At 65.5% G+C, this 18,070-nt stretch carries 17 protein-coding genes and 1 pseudogene; 8 read left to right on the top strand and 10 right to left on the bottom strand.

Features of this window, described 5'->3' with window-relative positions; translation table 11 throughout:
- The first annotated feature begins 91 nt into the window (after window positions 1-91).
- Window positions 92-727: a GyrI-like domain-containing protein gene (locus QM693_RS08015; RefSeq protein ID WP_283351938.1), complete on the top strand. Its 636-nt coding sequence runs from the start codon at window positions 92-94 to the stop codon at window positions 725-727.
- Window positions 728-756: 29 nt separating this feature from the next.
- On the opposite strand, the gene dapA is transcribed toward QM693_RS08015, so the two are convergent.
- Together dapA and QM693_RS08005 are read right to left on the bottom strand one after the other, a co-directional pair.
- The gene (gene dapA, locus QM693_RS08010) at window positions 757-1,662 is read right to left on the bottom strand and encodes a 4-hydroxy-tetrahydrodipicolinate synthase (protein WP_283351937.1); all 906 of its coding nucleotides are present in this window, start codon (window positions 1,660-1,662) and stop codon (window positions 757-759) included.
- A gap of 54 nt (window positions 1,663-1,716) precedes the next feature.
- On the bottom strand, window positions 1,717-1,869 hold the full coding sequence (locus tag QM693_RS08005) for a hypothetical protein (protein ID WP_280780224.1): 153 nt from the start codon (window positions 1,867-1,869) through the stop codon (window positions 1,717-1,719).
- Between the two features lie 243 nt (window positions 1,870-2,112).
- Between QM693_RS08005 and QM693_RS08000 the strand changes: the two genes are divergently transcribed.
- Window positions 2,113-2,652 carry a hypothetical protein gene (locus QM693_RS08000; protein WP_283351936.1) on the top strand — a complete coding sequence of 180 codons (540 nt, stop codon included), beginning with the start codon at window positions 2,113-2,115 and terminating at the stop codon, window positions 2,650-2,652.
- A 944-nt stretch (window positions 2,653-3,596) separates the two neighbouring features.
- On the opposite strand, the gene QM693_RS07995 is transcribed toward QM693_RS08000, so the two are convergent.
- Genes QM693_RS07995 through QM693_RS07980 form a run of 4 tightly spaced genes read right to left on the bottom strand, consistent with a single transcriptional unit; the run spans window position 3,597 to window position 7,646 of the window.
- On the bottom strand, window positions 3,597-4,733 hold the full coding sequence (locus tag QM693_RS07995; RefSeq protein ID WP_280780222.1) for an alpha/beta hydrolase: 1,137 nt from the start codon (window positions 4,731-4,733) through the stop codon (window positions 3,597-3,599).
- 42 nt (window positions 4,734-4,775) lie between these two features.
- Window positions 4,776-5,801 carry a zinc-dependent alcohol dehydrogenase family protein gene (locus tag QM693_RS07990; protein ID WP_283351935.1) on the bottom strand — a complete coding sequence of 342 codons (1,026 nt, stop codon included), beginning with the start codon at window positions 5,799-5,801 and terminating at the stop codon, window positions 4,776-4,778.
- A gap of 27 nt (window positions 5,802-5,828) precedes the next feature.
- Entirely contained in the window at window positions 5,829-6,347 is a 519-nt protein-coding gene (locus tag QM693_RS07985; protein WP_283351934.1) for a cyclophilin-like fold protein, read from the bottom strand.
- A gap of 33 nt (window positions 6,348-6,380) precedes the next feature.
- Window positions 6,381-7,646, bottom strand: a complete 1,266-nt coding sequence (locus QM693_RS07980; RefSeq protein ID WP_283351933.1) for an MFS transporter — start codon at window positions 7,644-7,646, stop codon at window positions 6,381-6,383.
- 169 nt (window positions 7,647-7,815) lie between these two features.
- Here QM693_RS07980 and QM693_RS07975 point away from each other — a divergent pair, with 169 nt between their 5' ends.
- The 3 genes from QM693_RS07975 to QM693_RS07965 all read left to right on the top strand — a co-directional run bounded on the left by QM693_RS07975 (window position 7,816) and on the right by QM693_RS07965 (window position 10,155).
- A complete protein-coding gene (locus tag QM693_RS07975; RefSeq protein ID WP_283335285.1) occupies window positions 7,816-8,733 on the top strand; it encodes a helix-turn-helix transcriptional regulator in 918 nt (305 codons plus the stop codon).
- An 80-nt stretch (window positions 8,734-8,813) separates the two neighbouring features.
- Window positions 8,814-9,095, top strand: coding sequence for a hypothetical protein (locus tag QM693_RS07970; RefSeq protein ID WP_283335284.1), 282 nt, complete (start codon window positions 8,814-8,816; stop codon window positions 9,093-9,095).
- 427 nt (window positions 9,096-9,522) lie between these two features.
- Window positions 9,523-10,155: a hypothetical protein gene (locus QM693_RS07965; RefSeq protein WP_283351932.1), complete on the top strand. Its 633-nt coding sequence runs from the start codon at window positions 9,523-9,525 to the stop codon at window positions 10,153-10,155.
- Window positions 10,156-10,235: 80 nt separating this feature from the next.
- Here the strand turns inward: QM693_RS07965 and QM693_RS07960 are convergent, their stop codons facing one another.
- The gene (locus QM693_RS07960) at window positions 10,236-12,476 is read right to left on the bottom strand and encodes an NADP-dependent isocitrate dehydrogenase (RefSeq protein ID WP_283351931.1); all 2,241 of its coding nucleotides are present in this window, start codon (window positions 12,474-12,476) and stop codon (window positions 10,236-10,238) included.
- Between the two features lie 325 nt (window positions 12,477-12,801).
- A complete protein-coding gene (locus QM693_RS07955) occupies window positions 12,802-13,674 on the bottom strand; it encodes an LLM class F420-dependent oxidoreductase (RefSeq protein ID WP_283335280.1) in 873 nt (290 codons plus the stop codon).
- A 1,038-nt stretch (window positions 13,675-14,712) separates the two neighbouring features.
- Here QM693_RS07955 and QM693_RS07950 point away from each other — a divergent pair.
- The 3 genes and pseudogenes from QM693_RS07950 to QM693_RS07940 form a co-directional block, all read left to right on the top strand.
- Window positions 14,713-15,143, top strand: a pseudogene (locus QM693_RS07950) (Rv2253 family sensor-like surface protein); the annotation flags it as partial.
- Between the two features lie 169 nt (window positions 15,144-15,312).
- On the top strand, window positions 15,313-15,495 hold the full coding sequence (locus QM693_RS07945) for a hypothetical protein (protein WP_283351930.1): 183 nt from the start codon (window positions 15,313-15,315) through the stop codon (window positions 15,493-15,495).
- A gap of 240 nt (window positions 15,496-15,735) precedes the next feature.
- Window positions 15,736-16,335: a VOC family protein gene (locus QM693_RS07940; protein ID WP_283351929.1), complete on the top strand. Its 600-nt coding sequence runs from the start codon at window positions 15,736-15,738 to the stop codon at window positions 16,333-16,335.
- A gap of 448 nt (window positions 16,336-16,783) precedes the next feature.
- Here QM693_RS07940 and QM693_RS07935 read toward each other — a convergent pair whose 3' ends face one another.
- Window positions 16,784-17,062 carry a hypothetical protein gene (locus tag QM693_RS07935; protein WP_280780212.1) on the bottom strand — a complete coding sequence of 93 codons (279 nt, stop codon included), beginning with the start codon at window positions 17,060-17,062 and terminating at the stop codon, window positions 16,784-16,786.
- Window positions 17,063-17,223: 161 nt separating this feature from the next.
- On the bottom strand, window positions 17,224-17,364 hold the full coding sequence (locus QM693_RS07930; protein WP_283336762.1) for a hypothetical protein: 141 nt from the start codon (window positions 17,362-17,364) through the stop codon (window positions 17,224-17,226).
- Window positions 17,365-18,070 lie beyond the last annotated feature (706 nt).

Genomic DNA, 18,070 nt, shown 5'->3' with positions numbered 1-18,070 from the left:
CCTCGCAGCTCGGCGCGTGAGGTGTTCTTCTCTTCGTCGAGCCTCTTGGAGGCAGAAAGGTGGTGGCTCGCTACGCGAGTCCAGGTGCCCGATGACGGACAAGACCGACTTCAAGAAGACCCTCGCCGCCTACCAGTCCCCCCGAGGCGAGTTCCGGATCGTGGATGTGCCCGACCTGCAATACCTCATGATCGACGGTCACGGCGACCCCAACACCTCACCGGCATTCAGCGACGCCGTCGAAGCTCTCTACCCCCTCGCATACAAGCTGAAGTTCGCCAGCAAGCGTGACCTCGGCCGCGACTATGTCGTTCCTCCGCTGGAGGGCTTGTGGTGGGCCGATGACATGGACTCCTTCACCACGGTGCGGGACAAGTCGCGATGGGACTGGACGATGATGATCATGACCCCGAAGTGGGTCGACCAGGCCATGTTTGCCACCGCGGTCGACCAGGCCGGTGCCAAGAACCGCCCGGTACGCCTCGACGACGTCCGACTCGCGGATCTGAGCGAAGGGCGGTGTGTGCAGACACTGCACGCCGGCTCCTTCGACGACGAAGCAGCCGTGCTCGCACAACTGCATGACGATTTCATCCCCAGCAACGGACTACGTGTGTCCGGCAAGCACCACGAGATTTACCTCAACGACTTCCGCAGGATCGCGCCCGAGAAGCAACGCACCATCCTCAGACAACCAGTCGCCACCCGTGCCGCCCCCGGCACCTGACAACCACGGCGACCCCGTGCACTGCTCGGTCAGTGCAGCAAACCCGAAGCGAGCAGCCCCGTCCGCAACGCCTCGTACTCGCCGTCGTCGAGGGCAAGGAGCGGGGACCGCACGGTTCTGTTCTGCAGCACACCGAGCAACTGCAGTGCCCCCTTGACCGTCGTCGCGCCGTAATTGGGGACACCCATGACCGCACGCAACGCCGGCTGCAGGCGGGCATTGATCTCCCGTGCGGTTTCGACCTCCCCCGAGAAGAAGGCGTCGATCATCGTGCGGATCTCGTCACCTGCCACGTGACCGAGAACCGAGACGACCCCGCACGCCCCATACGCCAGGAAACCCAGCGTGAGGCTGTCGTCTCCCGAGTAGACCGCATAGCCCAATTCGCGCAACATGATCGCCTGAGTGGGATCTCCAGCGGCATCCTTCACCGCCACCACGGACGGCCACTCCGCCATCGTCTCGAACGTCGACGGCGCCAGCTTGGTACCGGCCCGGCCGGGAATGTCGTAGACCATGACAGGAGCATCGACTGCCTCCACGACGTACCGAAAGTGCTGCAGTACACCGCCCTGGCTCGGCTTGTTGTAATACGGCGTCACCAGCAGCAGCCCGTCAGCCCCGTGCATGACAGCCTGCCTCGCCAATTCCAGTGTGTGCCGTGTGTCGTTCGTTCCTACTCCGGCAACGATTTTTGCGCGGTCGCCCACCGCATCCTTGACCACTTGCAAGATCCGACCGTCCTCGGCGGTGGTAGTAGTGGCCGCCTCACCGGTCGTCCCCGAGACGACAAGGCCGTCGTGCCCATGATCGACCAGATGTAGGGCGATCCGAGCAGTCGCCTCCTCATCGATCTCGCCATCCCCGGTGAACGCCGTAGCCATCGCTGTAAGAACGCGCCCGAACGGAGCCACCGGCGCTGACGAATCGGTCATCGCCCTAGTGTATGCGCGACGAACGCGCGTCAGCCCAGACCAGATCTCCCCCGGTCATTCACCGGGAGGGATTCGGCGTTCGAGCAGCTCAGTCAGCTCGGCGATGGTGACCTCGACGGTGCCGAACAGGGGGTCACCATCCATCGCGGCACGGGCGACAGCCCGACCCAGACGTTCTATGAGGTCGGCGTGCAGTTGATCGGTCATGACTGAACAGTCTCCAGGAAATCCGCACCGGGTGACCCATTAATGCGTCCCGCGGTCCGTCCTGATTCCAACACCATCGGCAATTCCGAATTACGCAGAGCCAATGAGACATTGACGTCGCCAGCGCAACCGGGCGGTGACCGTCGACAACAACGAAGTCCACCGGTTCACCAAAACTCACGGAACAATGCCAGTCGGTCGGTTTCTGCTGCAGGATGCACACATCACTACTCATGACACCGCATGCCCATGATCGCCCGTACCACCCTCCTTGCCGTGGCCACCATCCCACTGGCAGTCGCAGCGGCCGCGCCGGCATCAGCGGCCGAAACCACCGACGTCATCTTCGCCTTCACCGTTGACGGATCGACCGTCACCAACACCATCACCAACAACAGCGGCACCATCATCGGCTGCGGAACTTCTCTCGCACCTGCCCCCGACAGGGTGCTGCCACCCGTCCGCGACGTCCTCAGCGCCGGTCAATCACTGTACGAGACAGGCGAGGTTCAACCAGGGACGACAACCCAGTCGGTGATGGACGTTCCGGACGGCTCCTACGTCGCACTGGCCTCTTGCTCGCGCACCGATACCGACCCGGCCATGTGGATCTCCGACTACCCCGGAATCGAGGACTACCTGGCACAATGGCCCGGCACGGAGTTCACCGTCCAACAAGCCTCCACGGTCGTCACCGTTGCCGTCGCCGGCGAGGATCCCGCGCCCCCCGCCGCCGGCGACGCCCCCGACGTCGACGATCTCGGCACCATCTTCGGCAGCTAACCGCCATCAGCACAACACAACACACCCGAACGCGGCGCAGACAGGGACGGGGCCGCCCGGGAACCTGCCACCTCTCCACACATTGACCGATCCAGTGAACCCACTCCCGTCAGTCACGGGATGCAGTCCGCGAAGGAGCGTCAATGACGTTCGAGAAATTTTCCGATCAAGCCCGCCAACTGATCGTGGATGCGCTTCGTGTCGTCGCTGATCGCTATCACTCCACCCCTGCAGCAGTGTGCGCAGCGGCGTACTGCTCCGCGGTGACCGGCTCCAGCCACGTGGTGGCAGCTGCCCGTTGCCGTGGGCGTGCCAGTTGGTGCGAGCGCCCGGGGTGAACCGGACCAGCCCGCAGACCAGCTCCGAGGCACCGTCGCCGTCGAACACTGGATTCAGGTCCTCGGCGATTGTGCGGTCGTAGATGCGCTCGGGCATTGCACGCCTGCTGTCTAGCAACGCTCCGATCTCGTGTTGCTGCTCCACCATCAACGCTAAGGGAGCGCGGGAGGTTGGGACGTACTTCCAGTAGACGGACACCATCCTCCGTTACGGCTCGCGTCGTGACGGGGGCGGTTCCGAGCGGTCAATAGATCAGTGAATCCAGGTAGGTCAGGATGGCGGTGATCGCGATGGCGAGCCCGATCGCGATGGTTCCTGCTCGATCGTGGTTGTCGTGACTACTGTTCCCGATCATCGGTGTCCTTCCGTCGGTGCCCTCCTATGCGGTTTCGCATGCTCGCGGCGCTGTGCGGCCTTGTCGCCGCGAGAGCGCGGAGTTGTGTTACGCCCTCTTGGTTGTCGTGGTGTCCGGGCATCGCTCGTCGAGGTTGACAGTTGAACCGGGTATGCCGGCGTGCGTAGTCGGTGCACCGCTGGCATACCCGTGGGTCCTCTTGTGGGGTAAGAACACTCAAACCGGGTTGCCGGTCGCTGCCCGCATGCCGTTAGGTGAGGTTCTGGGTGTAGAACTCGGTCAGCTTGTCGAACGGGATCAGTTCAGTGCGGTCGTAGAGGTCGACGTGCCCGGCGCCGGGCACGATCACCAGTTCCTTGCGGTCACCGGCGAGGCGGTAGGCCTCTTCGCTGAACTCGCGGGAGTGGGCGTTTTCGCCGGTGACGAACAGCATCGGGCGCGGCGAGATGGTCTCGATGTCGTTGAAGGGGTAGAAATTCATGAACTTCGCGTTGCTCGACAGCGTCGGGTGCGTAGTCAGGTCCGGGGTGGTGCCTTCGGGGGTGAATGCGCCGCGCTGGGTGCGGTAGAAGTCGTAGAACTCGCGTTCGATGGGAGTCGAGTCCGCGGCCAGTTCGCGGACGGTTCCGCTGGTGTATTCGACAGGGCCGCCGGTGAATTCGACATCACGCTGCGTAGCGGCTTGGGCGAGGATCGCCTGGCGCTGCTCGGGGGTGACGGAGTGGCCCAGCCCGTTGCGGTTGGCGCCGCCCATGTCGTACATGCTGACCGTGGCGACGGCCTTGATGCGGGGGTCGATCTTGGCGGCGGAGATGACGAAGCTGCCGCTGCCGCAGATGCCGAGCGCGCCGATGCGTTCGGGATCGACGGTGTCCTGGGTGCGCAGGAAGTCCACGCCGGCGGAGAAGTTTTCGGTGTAGAGGTCGGGGGCGACGGCGTTGCGGGGTTCACCCGCGCTGCCGCCCCAGAACGCCAGGTCCAGCGAGAGCGTCACGAAACCTTGCTCGGCCATTTTGGTGGCGTAGAGGTTGGCGCTCTGCTCCTTGACCGCGCCCATGGGGTGGCCGACGACCATGGCGGCTGCGAGGGTGCCGGCGGCGAGGTTCTTGGGGACGAACAGGTTGCCGGAGACGTCCATCCGGTACTGGTTCGTGAACGTCACCTTCTCCATGGTGACCTGGTCACTGGTGTAGAAGTTGTCGGCACCGTTAGACAGATCCCCGGAGGCCGGGTTCGCGACCGGCGAGGCAGGAGCCGCCGAGGAGGTGTTCGAGTCGGTGGCGGAGCAGGCTGAGGCGGCCAGGACGGCGAGCGTGGCAACCCCGGCGCCGGCGATCCTGCTCCAGCGGCTATGGCCTCGCCGCGCGGTGGTTCTGGTGTTGGTCATTGCGGCACTCCTGGTGTGTGTGAGTGAGTTGGGGGCGGGAGGTCAGAGGGTGAGCAGGGTTTTGATGGCGCGGCGCTCGTGCATCGCCTGGTAGCCCTCGGCCGCCTGGTCCAGCGGGAGGGTGAGGTCGAAGACCTTGCCGGGATCGATCTCGCGGCGCCAGATCAGGTCGATCAGCTCCGGCAGGAAGCGGCGGACCGGTGCGGGGCCGCCCATCAAGTGCACTTCGGCGAAGAACAGTTGGTTGGCGGGCAGGGTGACACCGTCGTGGGAGACGCCGACGTAGCCGACGTGCCCGCCGGGCCGGGTCGAGCGGATGGCCTGCAGCATCGACTCCTCGGTGCCGACGGCTTCGATGACGCTGTGTGCGCCGAGCCCGCCGGTGAGTTCCTTGATCGCGGCGACACCCTCGTCGCCGCGGGATTCCACGATGTCGGTGGCACCGAACTGGCTGGCCAACCCTTGGCGGTCGGCGTGCCGGGACATGGCGATGATCCGTTCGGCGCCGAGCTGTTGGGCGGCGAGCACACCCATCAGGCCGACGGCACCGTCACCGACCACGGCCACGGTCTTACCGGGTCCGGCCTCGGCGGCGACGGCGGCGAACCAGCCCGTCCCAAGGACATCCGAGGCCGCCAGCAGCGAGGGAACCAGGTCCATCTCCGGCTGACCGGGCGTCGCCACCAGCGTTCCGTCGGCGTACGGGATGCGGGCCTTCTCTGCCTGGGTGCCGATGTCTCCGGCGACGAAGGAGCCGTGCAGGCAACGGGATTGGTAGCCGGCGCGGCAGATCTCGCAGGTGTTGTCGGAGACGGCGAACGACCCGACGACGAAATCACCGACCGACACGGTCTGCACGGCGGCACCGATTTCCTCCACGACGCCGACGTACTCGTGTCCCATCAGGGTGTGATCGACCGGTTCCACACCCCGGTACGGCCACAGGTCGGATCCGCAGATGCAGGTCGCGATGATCCGGATGATCGCGTCGGTCGGCTCGATGATCTTCGGGTCTTCCCGCTCGACGACGCGAACATCGCCGGGGGCATACATCACTACTCCACGCATGGTGGTCCTCTTCGGTCGTTGGGGTGATCAGGCGGCGGTGATGGTGAGGGTGCCGTTGCCGTCGGCGTCGGTGATGGCGTCGAGTCCGGTGTCGATCTCGCCGATCATCACGATCCCGGGATCGGGAATCGTGAAACCGTCGTCGCGGTAGTAGATGGCCAGGTCATTGGTGGGTGGCCAGTAGCCGAGTTGCCCGGTCCGGTAGCTGCTCTGGCCCGCACCGTCGGCGAGCTCGCGAGGCAGCGGTCCGGCCTTCTCGCGGCCGCCGAGGTCGTGCAGGGTGATCGTCACCGGTATCAGGGATGCGAAGTCTCGTGCCGTGGCGTTGTCGTAGAGTCGTGCGGTCGCCTCCGAGGCGCCGATCCTCAACCGAATCTGCGTGAACGGTCCTTCCTGACCAGGTTGCGACGTCGCAGGTTGCGCGGTCGGTGACGCCGACGGCGCACTGTTTTCTGCCGAGTCCGTTGTGCTCGCGCAGGCGGTGAGCCCGGCGACGGCGGTGACGGCTGTCGCGAGGACGACCAGCCCGGTGATCATGGGGCGCATGGTTTTTCTCCTGTAGCGGTGTTCAGCCGCGCTCTAGCTCACGGACGTGGGGACCCGCAGCGTCTCCTCGTGGGTGGGTCGGGGCGGCGGGTTGCCGGCGGCAGGACGCGCCCGGGTGGTCGCCAGCAGTGCGATCGGTATCAGCGCGGTGGCCGTGATCGCGGCGCCGAGGACCGCCGGCCCGACCACACCCAGTGACGTCGACAAGGTGGTCGCGGCTAACGCCGTTCCGGCGGCGGTGCCGAGGTTGAAGGCCGCGGTCGCCAGCGACGACGCCAGCCGGGAGCCATGTCCGGCGAATCGCATGGTCTGGGCGATCAGCACCGGGTTCGCCCCGAGCCCGGAGGCACCCAGGACGATGATCAGACCCACCACGATCGCCCCGTGGCCTGCGGTCGCTGCCAGGACGAGCAGCAGAACCGAGGTCAGTGCTACCGCCGCGGCGATGGTCGCCAGCGGCCACCGGTCGCCGATCCGACCGGCCAGCGCGGTCCCCACCAGGGCGCCGACACCGAAACCGACAAGTACCAGCGGCACCAGCGCGGCGGAGATGCCGGCGCGGTCGGTCAGCAGCGGGCTGATGAAGCTGTAGGCGCCGAGGAACCCGGCCTGCGCCAGCATGATCGCACCCAGCACCGCCCACACCCGCCACGGCCGCACTGCCGAGATCTCCGAATCCGCCGACACACTCACCGTGTCCCCGGTCGCGGTGCCCGGAGCGAACCGATGAACAGCGACGATCGCCGGAACCGCCAGCACTGCCAGCATCCAGAACGGGCCCCGCCACCCGGTGAACTGACCGGCGAAGGTGCCCAACGGGACACCGGCGACCACGGCCAGGCTCAACCCACCCGAGAGCACCGCCAATGCCCGCGCGCTCGCCCCCGGTCCGGCGACCGCGGCCGCCACCACCGCACCGGTCGCCCAGAACGTGCCCGTCGCCAGCGCGGTGAGGACGCGGGAGGCGGTGACGACGGTGAACGAGTCGCTGACCGCGGCCACCACGTGCCCGGCGGAGAACACCATCAGCGCCCCAATCAAGGTCGCCCGGGCGGGCAACCGCAGCGTGGCCAGCGCCATCACCGGCGGGCCGATGATCATGCCGACCGCAAACGCCGTGACCAGCAACCCGGCCCGGGCGATATCCACACCCAGATCCGCGGCGACGTCGGGCAACAGTCCGGCGACCATGAACTCGGTCGTGCCCATCAGGAAGATCCCGGCCGCCAGCACATACACCAGCACAGGCAGGCCAGTGCTGGTGCTGGTGCTCGGTTGAACAGGCGTTTGCGTGGTCATGTCACCTCGTCGATATCGAAGGATTCGGTCGCAGAGCACCTCCGTGCTCGCAGCATCCATGCAACGCCGCTAACCGCTCGCGTGGGAGGCGAAGATTAGGGGGGTGCTGCCAGCACCCCCCCTCACAGCACCTGGCAACCGCCGACGCGAAGGTCGTAGCCTCGGTTGTATGGAGTCCACCAACCGAGTCGCCGAGATCGGCCAATTCCTTTCGTCACGGCGGGCCAAGATCACCCCCGAGCACGTCGGTCTGCCGGTCTACGACGCCGCCAAGCGCCGTGTCCCCGGGCTGCGCCGCCAAGAGGTCGCCACCCTGGCCGGGCTCTCGGTCGACTACTACACCCAGATCGAACGCGGCAAGGTCAACGGCATCTCCGAATCCGTGCTCGACGCCATCGCGCGTGCCCTCGAACTCGACGACGCCGAACGCTCCCATCTGTTCGACCTGCACCGCAGCGCCCTCAGCAGCCCGCAACGAGTCCGCTCACGCCGCACCAAGGCGGTGCGGCCGATGGTGCAGCGACTCCTCGACGGCTACACCGGGCCCGCATTCGTACGCAACGCCCGCCACGACCTCGTCGCCGCGAACCAGCTCGCCTACGCCTTCTATTCGCCCCTCTACCCGGACCAACTGCACCCCGATCCCAGCAAGGCGGTCAACTTCGTCCGCTTCTGCTTCCTCGACCCCCGTGCCCGCGAGTTCTATCCCGATTGGGACCAGATGGCCGACGGCGCGGTCAATCTGTTGCGCACCGACGCCGGCCGCGACCCGTACGACCGCGGCATCTCCGACCTCGTCGGTGAATTATCCACCCGCAGCGATGAATTCCGGGTCCGCTGGGCCAAACACAATGTGCGCCTGCACTACACCGGCACCAAGACCTTCCACCACCCCGTCGTCGGCGACATCACCATCGACTACGAAACAATGCCGCTGCCCGCCGACCCTGGCCTGGTCCTGACCCTCTACAGCGTCGAACCCGGCAGCCCGTCGGCCGACGCCATGACCCTGCTCGCCAACTGGGCCGCCACCAACCTCACCCCCACCGCGTCAGCCGACCATCCGGCCCACACCACCGGCGAATAACGCTTCGGCGACTCCATCCTGTCGAAAACGACCATTGCAATCATCGGCCCCGGACCCGGGCTCGGCGCGGCGACGGCCCGATGCTTCGGGCGGGAGGGATTCACGGTAACGGTTCCAGCGCCGCAACACCGAACGGCGACGTCGCGGGCACCTCGACCGCACTCGCCGATGAAACCGACTACGGCGCAATGCTCCACGAGGCCCTCACACCCCAGAACACTCACGTCAAACAGCTCATCACCCCCGGCGCGATCGGTGGTGGCGACCCGCTCTACGCCCCCGACGCCCTGGCCGATCGGCTCTGGAACCTCCATGCCCGACCCGGCCCGTTCCGCACCACCGTCGGCGCAGAGTCGGCGTAACCAGTGGGTGCAAGGGGACACGGCCGGACCCCATCCACCTCATCAACACGTTGCGCTGGCTCCGGCAAAGGTGTCGATTACGGCGCAGGTACCTCGGCCAACGATGCCGTCGTGACACCGTTGCGTCAGCTTTCTCCAAGCCCGCGCCCACGATGCCGCCCACGCCGCCGGCCAAAAGCTCGAAACCTGGATTCACGACCGCATCATGGACACCCTCAACCAATCCGACTAGCAGCTTCGGTGGAGGCGAAGAACCGCGCCACCGACTTAGCCATCGGCAGGAACCCTATCGCCACCTGCGGTGACAAGCTCGCAGGCGGACGCGCCCCTCACGAAGATCCGTCGATCTACTTCCCGTGGCCGCTCTCCGTGAAGCGAGACGACCCATGGCACGGTTGAGGTCTGCGACGCCGGGTATCCACCGGTCATGACCACCGAGCATCCGCCGCGCCAGTGTTCCCCACGGGCGGAGGATTACCCCACCGTTCGGATAGTCGCGGCCCGCGAAGCCCAGCTGATGCGGACGCTGGGGCGGGCGGTGAACATCCTCTCGGCCGCTGACGTGCCGTTCGCGGTCGGCGGGGACTGCGCCGTCCACGCTCGCGGCGGACCGCCAGCCGAGCACCAGGTGACCATCATCGCCTCGGACGAACACCTGACCGAGGCACGGACCGCGTTGGCTGCGGGTGGGATGCGGTCCATCGTTTCCTCCCGACTCGGGTCACGACGGCTCGTCGGCAGTGACCTCCGGGTCACCCTGCTGCATCCGGCCTCTACCACCGGGACCGGGGAGGGACTCCTCGAGCGTGCCGAGACGATGCGGATCGGGCAGATCTGGGCACCGGTCCTCAGCGGAACCGATCTGATGATCGACAAACTCCGTCGTCTCGGTTCCCATCGGTGTGATTTCGTGCCGATGCTGCCGGTCGCCCGCGCATTGCGCGAGCAGGTCGACTGGCCCACCGTGGCGGGGGCCACTGCCGACCTCCCCTGTGCCCGGGCATTTTTGGGGCTGCTCGACGACTTGGCGGTCACAAGGTCGCTGGAGGGGCGGCCCTGACCCACAAGGGCCAGGGCCCTGCCCCGCACCAGTGTTCGACCCGTGCACAGGTCCCGAACCGGCGGATCAGTGGTTCGGGCTCACTGTTGTGCGGCCGCCAGCGTGGTGTTCAAAGTCTTGCTCGGCCTCATCGCGGCGTCGGCCTTCTCGCTGTCCGGCTGGTAGTAGCCGCCGATGTCAACCGGCGAGCCCTGCACCTCAATGAGCTCCCGCACGATGGTCTCCTCGTTTTCGGTCAACGCCTCGGCAAGCGTGGCGAAACGTTCCGCCAGTTCCTTGTCCTCGGTCTGCGCGGCGAGTTCCTGTGCCCAGTACAACGCGAGGTAGAACTGGCTGCCCCGGTTGTCGAGCTCGCCGGTCTTGCGCGACGGGTTCTTGTTCTCGTCCAGCAGCTTGCCGGTCGCCGCGTCGAGCGTCTTGGCCAGGATCTTGGCGTGCTCGTTGCCGGTCTTGATGCCGAGGTCCTCGAGGCTGACGGCCAGCGCCAGGAACTCACCGAGCGAATCCCATCGCAGGTGATTCTCCTCCACAAGCTGCTTGACGTGCTTGGGCGCCGACCCACCGGCGCCCGTCTCGTACATGCCACCGCCGGCCATCAGCGGCACGATCGACAGCATCTTGGCGCTCGTGCCGAGTTCCAGGATCGGGAACAGGTCGGTGAGGTAGTCGCGCAGGATGTTGCCGGTCGCGGCGATGGTGTCCATCCCGCGGATCAGCCGCTCCAGCGTGTACCGCATCGAGCGCACCTGCGACATGATCTGGATGTCGAGGCCCTCGGTGTCATGGTCCTGCAGGTACAGCTCGACCTTCTTGATCAGCTCGTTCTCGTGCGGGCGGTACGGGTCGAGCCAGAACAGGACCGGCATGCCGGAGTTGCGTGCCCGGGTGACCGCGAGCTTGACCCAGTCGCGGATCGGCGCGTCCTTGACGGTGCACATGCGCCAGATGTCACCCGCCTCGACCTGCTGGGTGAGCAGAACCTCACCGGTCTCGACATCCACGAAGTTGGCGTCGCCGTCCTCCGGAATCTCGAAGGTCTTGTCGTGCGAGCCGTACTCCTCGGCCTTTTGCGCCATGAGCCCGACGTTGGGGACGGTGCCCATGGTCGTCGGGTCGAACGCGCCGTTGGTCTTACAGAAGTTGATGATCTCCTGGTAGATGCGCGCGAACGTGGACTCCGGCATCACCGCCTTGGCATCCTTGAGTCGCCCGTCTGCGCCGTACATCATGCCGCCCGAGCGGATCATCGCGGGCATCGAGGCGTCCACGATGACGTCGCTGGGCGAATGGAAGTTCGAGATGCCGCGGGCGGAGTCGACCATGGCCAACTCCGGACGGTGCTCATGGCAGTCGTGCAGGTCCTGAATGATCTCCTCGCGCTGCGTGCTCGGCAGTGTCTCGATCTTGTCGTAGAGATCGACGAGGCCGTTGTTGACGTTCACGCCCAGTTCGTCGAACAGCTTCTGATGCTTGGCGAAGGCGTCCTTGTAGAAGGTCTTCACCGCGTGACCGAAGACGATGGGGTGCGAAACCTTCATCATCGTCGCCTTGACGTGGAGGGAGAACATCACGCCCGTCTTGCGCGCATCCTCCATCTGCTCCTCGTAGAAGTCGAGCAAGGCCTTCTTGCTCATGAACATGCTGTCCATGATGTCGCCCTCGCCCAGGGTCAGCCCCTCCTTGAGGACGATCGTCTCGCCGCTCTTGGTCACCAACTCCATCCGGACCGTGCGCTGCCGGTCCAGTGTCATCGACTTCTCGCCGTGGTAGAAGTCGCCGTGCCGCATGTGCGCGACGTGGCTGCGCGAGGCCATCGACCACTCACCCATGCTGTGCGGGTGCTTGCGGACGTACTCCTTCACCGCCCGGGGTGCGCGGCGGTCGGAGTTGCCCTCACGCAGGACCGGGTTGACCGCACTGCCGAGGATCCTGCCGTAGCGCTGCCGGATATCGCGTTCCTCGTCGGTCTTGGGGGCTTCCGGAAAGTCCGGAATCTGGTAGCCCTTGCCCTGCAGTTCCTTGATGGCGGCCAGGAGCTGCGGCACAGACGCGCTGATGTTCGGCAGCTTGATGATGTTGGTCTCGGGCAGTTGCGTCAGCCGACCCAGCTCGGCCAAGTTGTCCGGGACGCGCTGCTCTTCGGTGAGGCGGTCGGGGAACTCGGCCAGGATCCGCGCCGGTACCGAAATGTCGCTGGACTCGACCTCGATGCCTGCGGCACCGGCGAAGGTGCGCACGATCGGCAGGAAGGCGTAGGTCGCGAGTAACGGCGCCTCGTCGGTCAGCGTGTAGATGATGGTTGGATGCTTATCGGCGCTCATGGTTGTTCTCCCGCGTCAGTTCGTTCCGAGGTCGATAGGCTCCTCGTGAGGCTATCGGTCTCGCGTCGAGTCCAGGTTAGGTGCGACATCATCAGAGCATATTCAAGCGCCCGATTTTGATTCACTTCGACCACTTTGGTTCACCATGCGAACACTCCGCGGTTCACGTGCCCATCGGTCGCGTTCGCCGGGACCAGGCTGCGCGCCTCGACGTCCAGTTTCCGTCCACCATCGGCCTCGCCGAAGCTTCGCCACCATGCACTCCACCGAGGCCTGGCGGCGCTACCGCGGACGACCGGATCAGGCGATCCGTGCGCCGGAGGGATCACCAGTCCGCGATCACCGGAACCACGCGCTCGCCCAAGATCTCGAGGGGCGTGATCGACGCGACGTCCGGCACCCATCCGTGAACGTGGGTGACTCCCAGCTTCGACAAGTCCTCGAGCTGACCCAACAGTGTGTCCACGTTCTGTCCGCCCGCACCCGGGTCGAGTGGGAACATCACGGTCTTCTCGATGGCGTCATAGTCGGTTCCGAGAGCGTCGCAGTGGCTCTTCAACACCTCCAGCTTGTGCGCGACCTCGGGTCCACCGAACAGGTTGCAGGCCTGTGCGTACTGCGCGACCAGCCGAAGCGTCTTCTTCTCACCCCCGCCGCCGATCAAGATCGGCGGGTGTGGGCGCCGCAGCGGCTGCGGCACATTCAGCGTGCGGCCGAGCTGGTAGTGCGCTCCCTCGAACGGTCCGTCGTTCTCGCTCCACATCTGCAGGCAGATCTGCAGAGTTTCCTCCAGTCGTTCGAAGCGTTCGGCCGTGGGCGGGAAGTGGAGCCCGAGTCCCACACTCTCGTCCTCGTTCCAGGCGGCGCCGATTCCCAGGTATGCCCGACCCTTGGACAGGACGTCGAGCGTGGTCACAGCCTTGGCGAGAAGGCCTGGCTCGCGGTAGACAGTCGCGGTGACCCAGGCCAGCAAGTCCACCTTCTTCGTGACGGCAGCGAGGTAGCCGAGAGTGGTGTAGGCCTCGAGCATCTCGGTGTCGATCGGTCCTACCGGTTCGATCTGCCAGAGATGATCCATGACGCTGATCTTGGCGAAACCCACGTCCTCGGCGGTGACGGCAATGCGAGACAAGTCGTGCGCGAGGGTCGACGGTCCGTCCGGAAAGGTGAAGTCGGCGATGTGCAGTCCAAGTTCCATAGCCCCACGTTAGGCTTGTTGCCTACGACTACCCAGGGATCGTCAGTACCACCTTGGCCTCCCGACCGACTGGTAGAGGGTCTCGGTGTCCTGTGGCTGTGGACGGTCCGCGGTGTGCGACGTGCTCGATCTTGTACTCTCGCAGCGAGTTGCACGGATGAGGGGCGCGGATCTCCCATCCACAAGGATCTCCTCCTCGCTACCACCCCGAATGGCGTCCACCTGCAGGCGAATTCGACTGTATTGGAAAACGGTCGAGCGATCCGCGCCCTGTTCGACAGATCCTCGGGATCGAGCCCACCGCTTTGTCGCCCTCGCCGCCCGCAACGACTGCGCCGGGCCGCCGCACAGTCCTGTATACGGGCGCGCTCGAGCCGATCACGAACGCGAAACAGCCGTGCGCCAACGACTAACACCCGTCCGGGCCGCGTCCAGGCCCGCGCCGGCACCAGCACCGAACACGACTGCGCTAGTGATCACTTCCACCAATCCCGTCTGCGATGCGGGACAACGATGTCGTCGAAAGCCGTAGCGTCACCGGCATCCCACCGGCGATACCCCTCCGCGAGGTTGCGAGCGGTACGGCGACGCTCGCGACGCAGATCACGAGCATGGCCCTCACCGTCGTGGCACAGCGTGCACGAGCAAATCCCGGTGCCCGTGTACGCGAAAGCCCAGAAGCACTTCGTTGCGAGCAACCAGGCCCGACCTCCCTGAATCCGCTCAGGGAGGTCGCAGACGTCATGGCAGTCGGCGTGCCACGGTTCAACGGCAAGTTCGCCACGGCGAAGACGAACCCAGACAGGAGAATGTGCATCGGTACGGGACAAGGCGGTGCCTTTCAGCGCTCATGCGCCCCGGCCCGCTACCCCCGATTGAGGACGGACCGGGGCGGCGATTGGAGCACCGCATCCCTCGCCCGCCGAAGCGGGCGTCGCCATCCACAAGAACTCATGCACCCATCCTTGCATTCACATACGACAGACCCGAGCCGTCTATCACCCCGGACACCGCCGATACCTGTGATTCAATCTCGTCATGCGCAAATCACTGCTGGTTGTCGCGTTGATTGCGTCCGGGACAGTCTTCGCGGCCATGCCCGCGGGGGCGGCACCGACGCAGCCGTCCTGGTCGGGCGAGTACTCGGTGAAGCGCTTCGCCGCGACGAAGGACGGTACGAGCTTGGCCGCGCGGCAGTGGGAGCCCGACTTCGCCGATACGTACACATTCGAGACCAGTTGCGCGGACGACACCTGCGTGGCCACCGTGACAGAAGGGCCCACACCAGCCAACCCGACACTGCCGCTACCGCCGCAGTACACCTGGGACGGGACCAGCTGGGTCCACACCTACGACTGGGAGTGGGACTGCTACCAGGGCGAGGGGGTGCCGAAGGTGTGGGCACCTGCGCACTCGGTTGCGTCTACACACCGCAACCAGACGGAACGCTGACCGGTTCCTGGCGTACCGACATCGACAGTGGCCCGTGCGAGGGCTCGGTGATCATGGACGTCGCGGCCTACCCCGTCGCGACGCCGCCCGGACCATTCGGCAGCAGTTCATAGCCGCCGAGACCGTGCTCCACCGGAAGTGTGTCAGCGAGCAGTCGGAGTGTCGGGCCGGCGATCGTCGGCGTACATGGCTTCGATTCTCGCCTTGATTTCGGCGGTGCTCATCGCGCTGGGCCGCCTCAGCGTGCGAGGTGTGGACACGGAAATCGTCGGAGTCGAGGGTGTCGCCATGAGAATTCTGCCTTCGTCGCTTCTATTGGGGCGCCGCCGTGAGCGGTCGCGCAGTTTCAGCAACCACGCACACATGTGATCTGATTCACACGCGGATGCGTTACATTTTCCGTTTCCCGCGTCGCCTGACTGCCTTCGCATGCCGAGCCTGTGGGACCTGCCGAGTTCGAGACGGTCCACAAGTACTCCACTTCCACTACGGCCGTCACTTCGCCTGCGCCAGGAAGACGGAGTCGCGCACGCACCCGCAAGCAACCATGGAGCAGACTGATCAGGAATCGAGAAGCGACTGCCCGCGGGCGACATTAACGTCACTCGCATGAACATCGAATCCCTCGCCCTCGAAACCCCCGACCCCACCACCGCGAAAGCCTTCCACGCGGCCCTCGGCCTCGATGAACACATCAGTGCCCGCGACACGGACGCACCGACCACCGGCTTCCGCGGTTACACCCTCTCGCTCGTCGTGTCCCAGCCGAACATCGTCGACGCCTACGTCGGGGCTGCCCTCGAAAATGGCGGCACCACAATCAAACCAGTCAAGAAGAGCCTGTGGGGGTACGGCGGTGTCCTGCAGGGTCCCGACGGAGCGCTCTGGAAGGTCGCGACATCGTCGAAGAAGAACACGGGGCCGGCGACCCGGCACATCGAGGACCTCGTCCTGCTGCTCGGCGTCGAAGACGTCAAAGCCAGCAAGCAGTTCTACCTCGACCACGGGCTGGAAGTGACAAGAAGCTTCGGTCGCAAGTACGTCGAGTTCGCCACCGGCCCGAACGTCAAGCTCGCGCTCTACGGGCGCCGCGCCCTCGCGAAGGACGCCGGCGTCTCCCCCGACGGCACCGGCGCCCACCGGATCGTCATCAGCGGCGACGCCGAACCCTTCACTGACCCCGACGGCTTCACTTGGCAAACAGTGTGAATCGGAGAAGTCCTCGGGCGCGAGTTGGGGCCGGTGCCTCATCGTCACCGGCCCAGTTCGGTCGACACGGAAAACTGTGTGGCGTGGATCACATCCCCGCGATGCGACCGGCCGGCCGATCTAGCATTTCCTCACGCCAGTACAGACCGAGTACCGGTCGCCGATGCCATCTCCGACGCCCGAGAAGGCATTGGCAGCCAGGCAAACCACCAGGCACACCGGCGCGGACCCAGTCGTCCGATGCAGAGCGCGGTGGCGTCCTGTTGCACGTCCCGGCGAGGCCCGGCCGGAGCGGAGAACACTCCGACCGGGCCGCTTCGGCTCACAGAGGGCCCACCGCACTCCCGGACGATCCCGGGACGCGCATGTCACGGCAGTCGAGAGGTTCCGGAGACACGGAAGCTGGACAGCCCCGAACCGGAATCGCGCAGTCCGGTCCGCGCCGCCCTTACCCGATACAGACGAGTACACCCACGACCACGACTGCAACCAGCGAGGCGCCGCCGCAGATCAGCCACGCGCGCGTTGCGAGCTGCCGCCACTGATCGCACCGACCAGCCACTTCCGCGACCGCGACCGCTCGCCCCAGGTCCGCGTCGGACGGCTGCGCCTCCGAGAGGCGGCGGGCCTTTGCATCCGCCCGTGCCGCCACAGCGAACGAGACGGGGACCACCAGCAGCGCAACCACCAGTAGGCCAACCATCGCACCCGTACCCGTCCCGAGCATTCTCATTCCTTCCACTCCACACGACGCCCGTCACGGGTGCCGGTATCGATCACCGGACCCACGAGCACAACCAATCCCCCGTCAGCTATATCGCCGAACTGCCGCCGGGTGTTGCACTCCGGCCTACCGCGGGCCGGCGAAGGTCCATAAGCCACGGGCGTCTACACGCCCGGTATCGGGAACTTCCACATCGCCAGGACGATCACACCCATGACCAGTCCGGCACACACCACAGTGCCAACGACACTGACACGCAACGCATCCAGTAAATCGACTCCCAGTTTCTTGCTGATCCGTGCCATTACGACTCTTCCTTCACGTGCAGAGATTCCCGACCGCCACGTCGATGACGGTGCACTACACACAATCGTCCGACGTCGACACCTGCACAACGGCCGAATCACCTACACCCATACCCGCTTTTGGGTCCCACGCAGGGGTGTAACCACACCTCATTCCCGATCACCATGCTTCCCGAGAGAATGTGCCGTGTTCTACGTCACACCGCAGTGCCTGTTCTTTGCATACCGAGCATTACGCTGCGCAGGCACCGAATGGTCCGCGAGCAACTCGCCGCGTGCCTCGATTCCGCAGAACAGCTCCGAGCGACGGCCGGACATTCTGCGGCACAGCAGGATCGGCGGACAGATATGTTGAACTCCCAACTGATGGATTTGAAAATTTCATCCCCGCCTCGACTCCGGCCGATTGGAACTCGGCGGTGCCGATCAATTCACGCACGCGCCTTGTGCGACCCCGAAAAATACACTTACTGGTCGGTAATACTGAGTGAAGAAATTTGTGCAATGGCGTGGATCACACTCCCTGGACTTCCGCGCCCCGGCTCACGAAGATCACTAATGCGCCGCTCGTTACTACGCGCGGTTTGTCCGTGTAGCGCCCCTGCCAGCTGACACCGATCGTTGGCGGGGGCTGCGCTTGGCTGCGCCACAAGATATCCGGCGTCGCCACGCTCGCGGACTCCCCATTGCCGGCACGATCCTGGCC

The sequence above is a fragment of the Rhodococcus sp. IEGM 1305 genome (assembly GCF_030058635.1).
In the GTDB taxonomy this organism is placed as follows: Bacteria; Actinomycetota; Actinomycetes; order Mycobacteriales; family Mycobacteriaceae; genus Rhodococcus_F; species Rhodococcus_F opacus_D.
The sequence above is the reverse complement of the archived record's forward strand: the minus strand, read 5'-3'. Positions and strand labels throughout refer to the sequence as shown.

Excerpts from the sequence above, each read along its gene's own strand:
- QM693_RS07940 (WP_283351929.1), top strand. The coding sequence starts at position 15,736 with ATGAACATCGAATCCCTCGCCCTCGAAACCCCCGACCCCACCACCGCG.
- QM693_RS08005 (WP_280780224.1), bottom strand. The coding sequence starts at position 1,869 with ATGACCGATCAACTGCACGCCGACCTCATAGAACGTCTGGGTCGGGCT.
- QM693_RS07970 (WP_283335284.1), top strand. The coding sequence starts at position 8,814 with ATGCTTCGGGCGGGAGGGATTCACGGTAACGGTTCCAGCGCCGCAACA.
- QM693_RS07945 (WP_283351930.1), top strand. The coding sequence starts at position 15,313 with ATGGCTTCGATTCTCGCCTTGATTTCGGCGGTGCTCATCGCGCTGGGC.
- QM693_RS07985 (WP_283351934.1), bottom strand. The coding sequence starts at position 6,347 with ATGCGCCCCATGATCACCGGGCTGGTCGTCCTCGCGACAGCCGTCACC.
- QM693_RS07960 (WP_283351931.1), bottom strand. The coding sequence starts at position 12,476 with ATGAGCGCCGATAAGCATCCAACCATCATCTACACGCTGACCGACGAG.
- QM693_RS07930 (WP_283336762.1), bottom strand. The coding sequence starts at position 17,364 with ATGGCACGGATCAGCAAGAAACTGGGAGTCGATTTACTGGATGCGTTG.
- QM693_RS08000 (WP_283351936.1), top strand. The coding sequence starts at position 2,113 with ATGCCCATGATCGCCCGTACCACCCTCCTTGCCGTGGCCACCATCCCA.
- QM693_RS07980 (WP_283351933.1), bottom strand. The coding sequence starts at position 7,646 with ATGACCACGCAAACGCCTGTTCAACCGAGCACCAGCACCAGCACTGGC.
- QM693_RS07995 (WP_280780222.1), bottom strand. The coding sequence starts at position 4,733 with ATGACCAACACCAGAACCACCGCGCGGCGAGGCCATAGCCGCTGGAGC.
- QM693_RS07965 (WP_283351932.1), top strand. The coding sequence starts at position 9,523 with ATGACCACCGAGCATCCGCCGCGCCAGTGTTCCCCACGGGCGGAGGAT.
- QM693_RS07955 (WP_283335280.1), bottom strand. The coding sequence starts at position 13,674 with ATGGAACTTGGACTGCACATCGCCGACTTCACCTTTCCGGACGGACCG.
- QM693_RS08015 (WP_283351938.1), top strand. The coding sequence starts at position 92 with ATGACGGACAAGACCGACTTCAAGAAGACCCTCGCCGCCTACCAGTCC.
- QM693_RS07975 (WP_283335285.1), top strand. The coding sequence starts at position 7,816 with ATGGAGTCCACCAACCGAGTCGCCGAGATCGGCCAATTCCTTTCGTCA.
- dapA (WP_283351937.1), bottom strand. The coding sequence starts at position 1,662 with ATGACCGATTCGTCAGCGCCGGTGGCTCCGTTCGGGCGCGTTCTTACA.
- QM693_RS07990 (WP_283351935.1), bottom strand. The coding sequence starts at position 5,801 with ATGCGTGGAGTAGTGATGTATGCCCCCGGCGATGTTCGCGTCGTCGAG.
- QM693_RS07935 (WP_280780212.1), bottom strand. The coding sequence starts at position 17,062 with ATGCTCGGGACGGGTACGGGTGCGATGGTTGGCCTACTGGTGGTTGCG.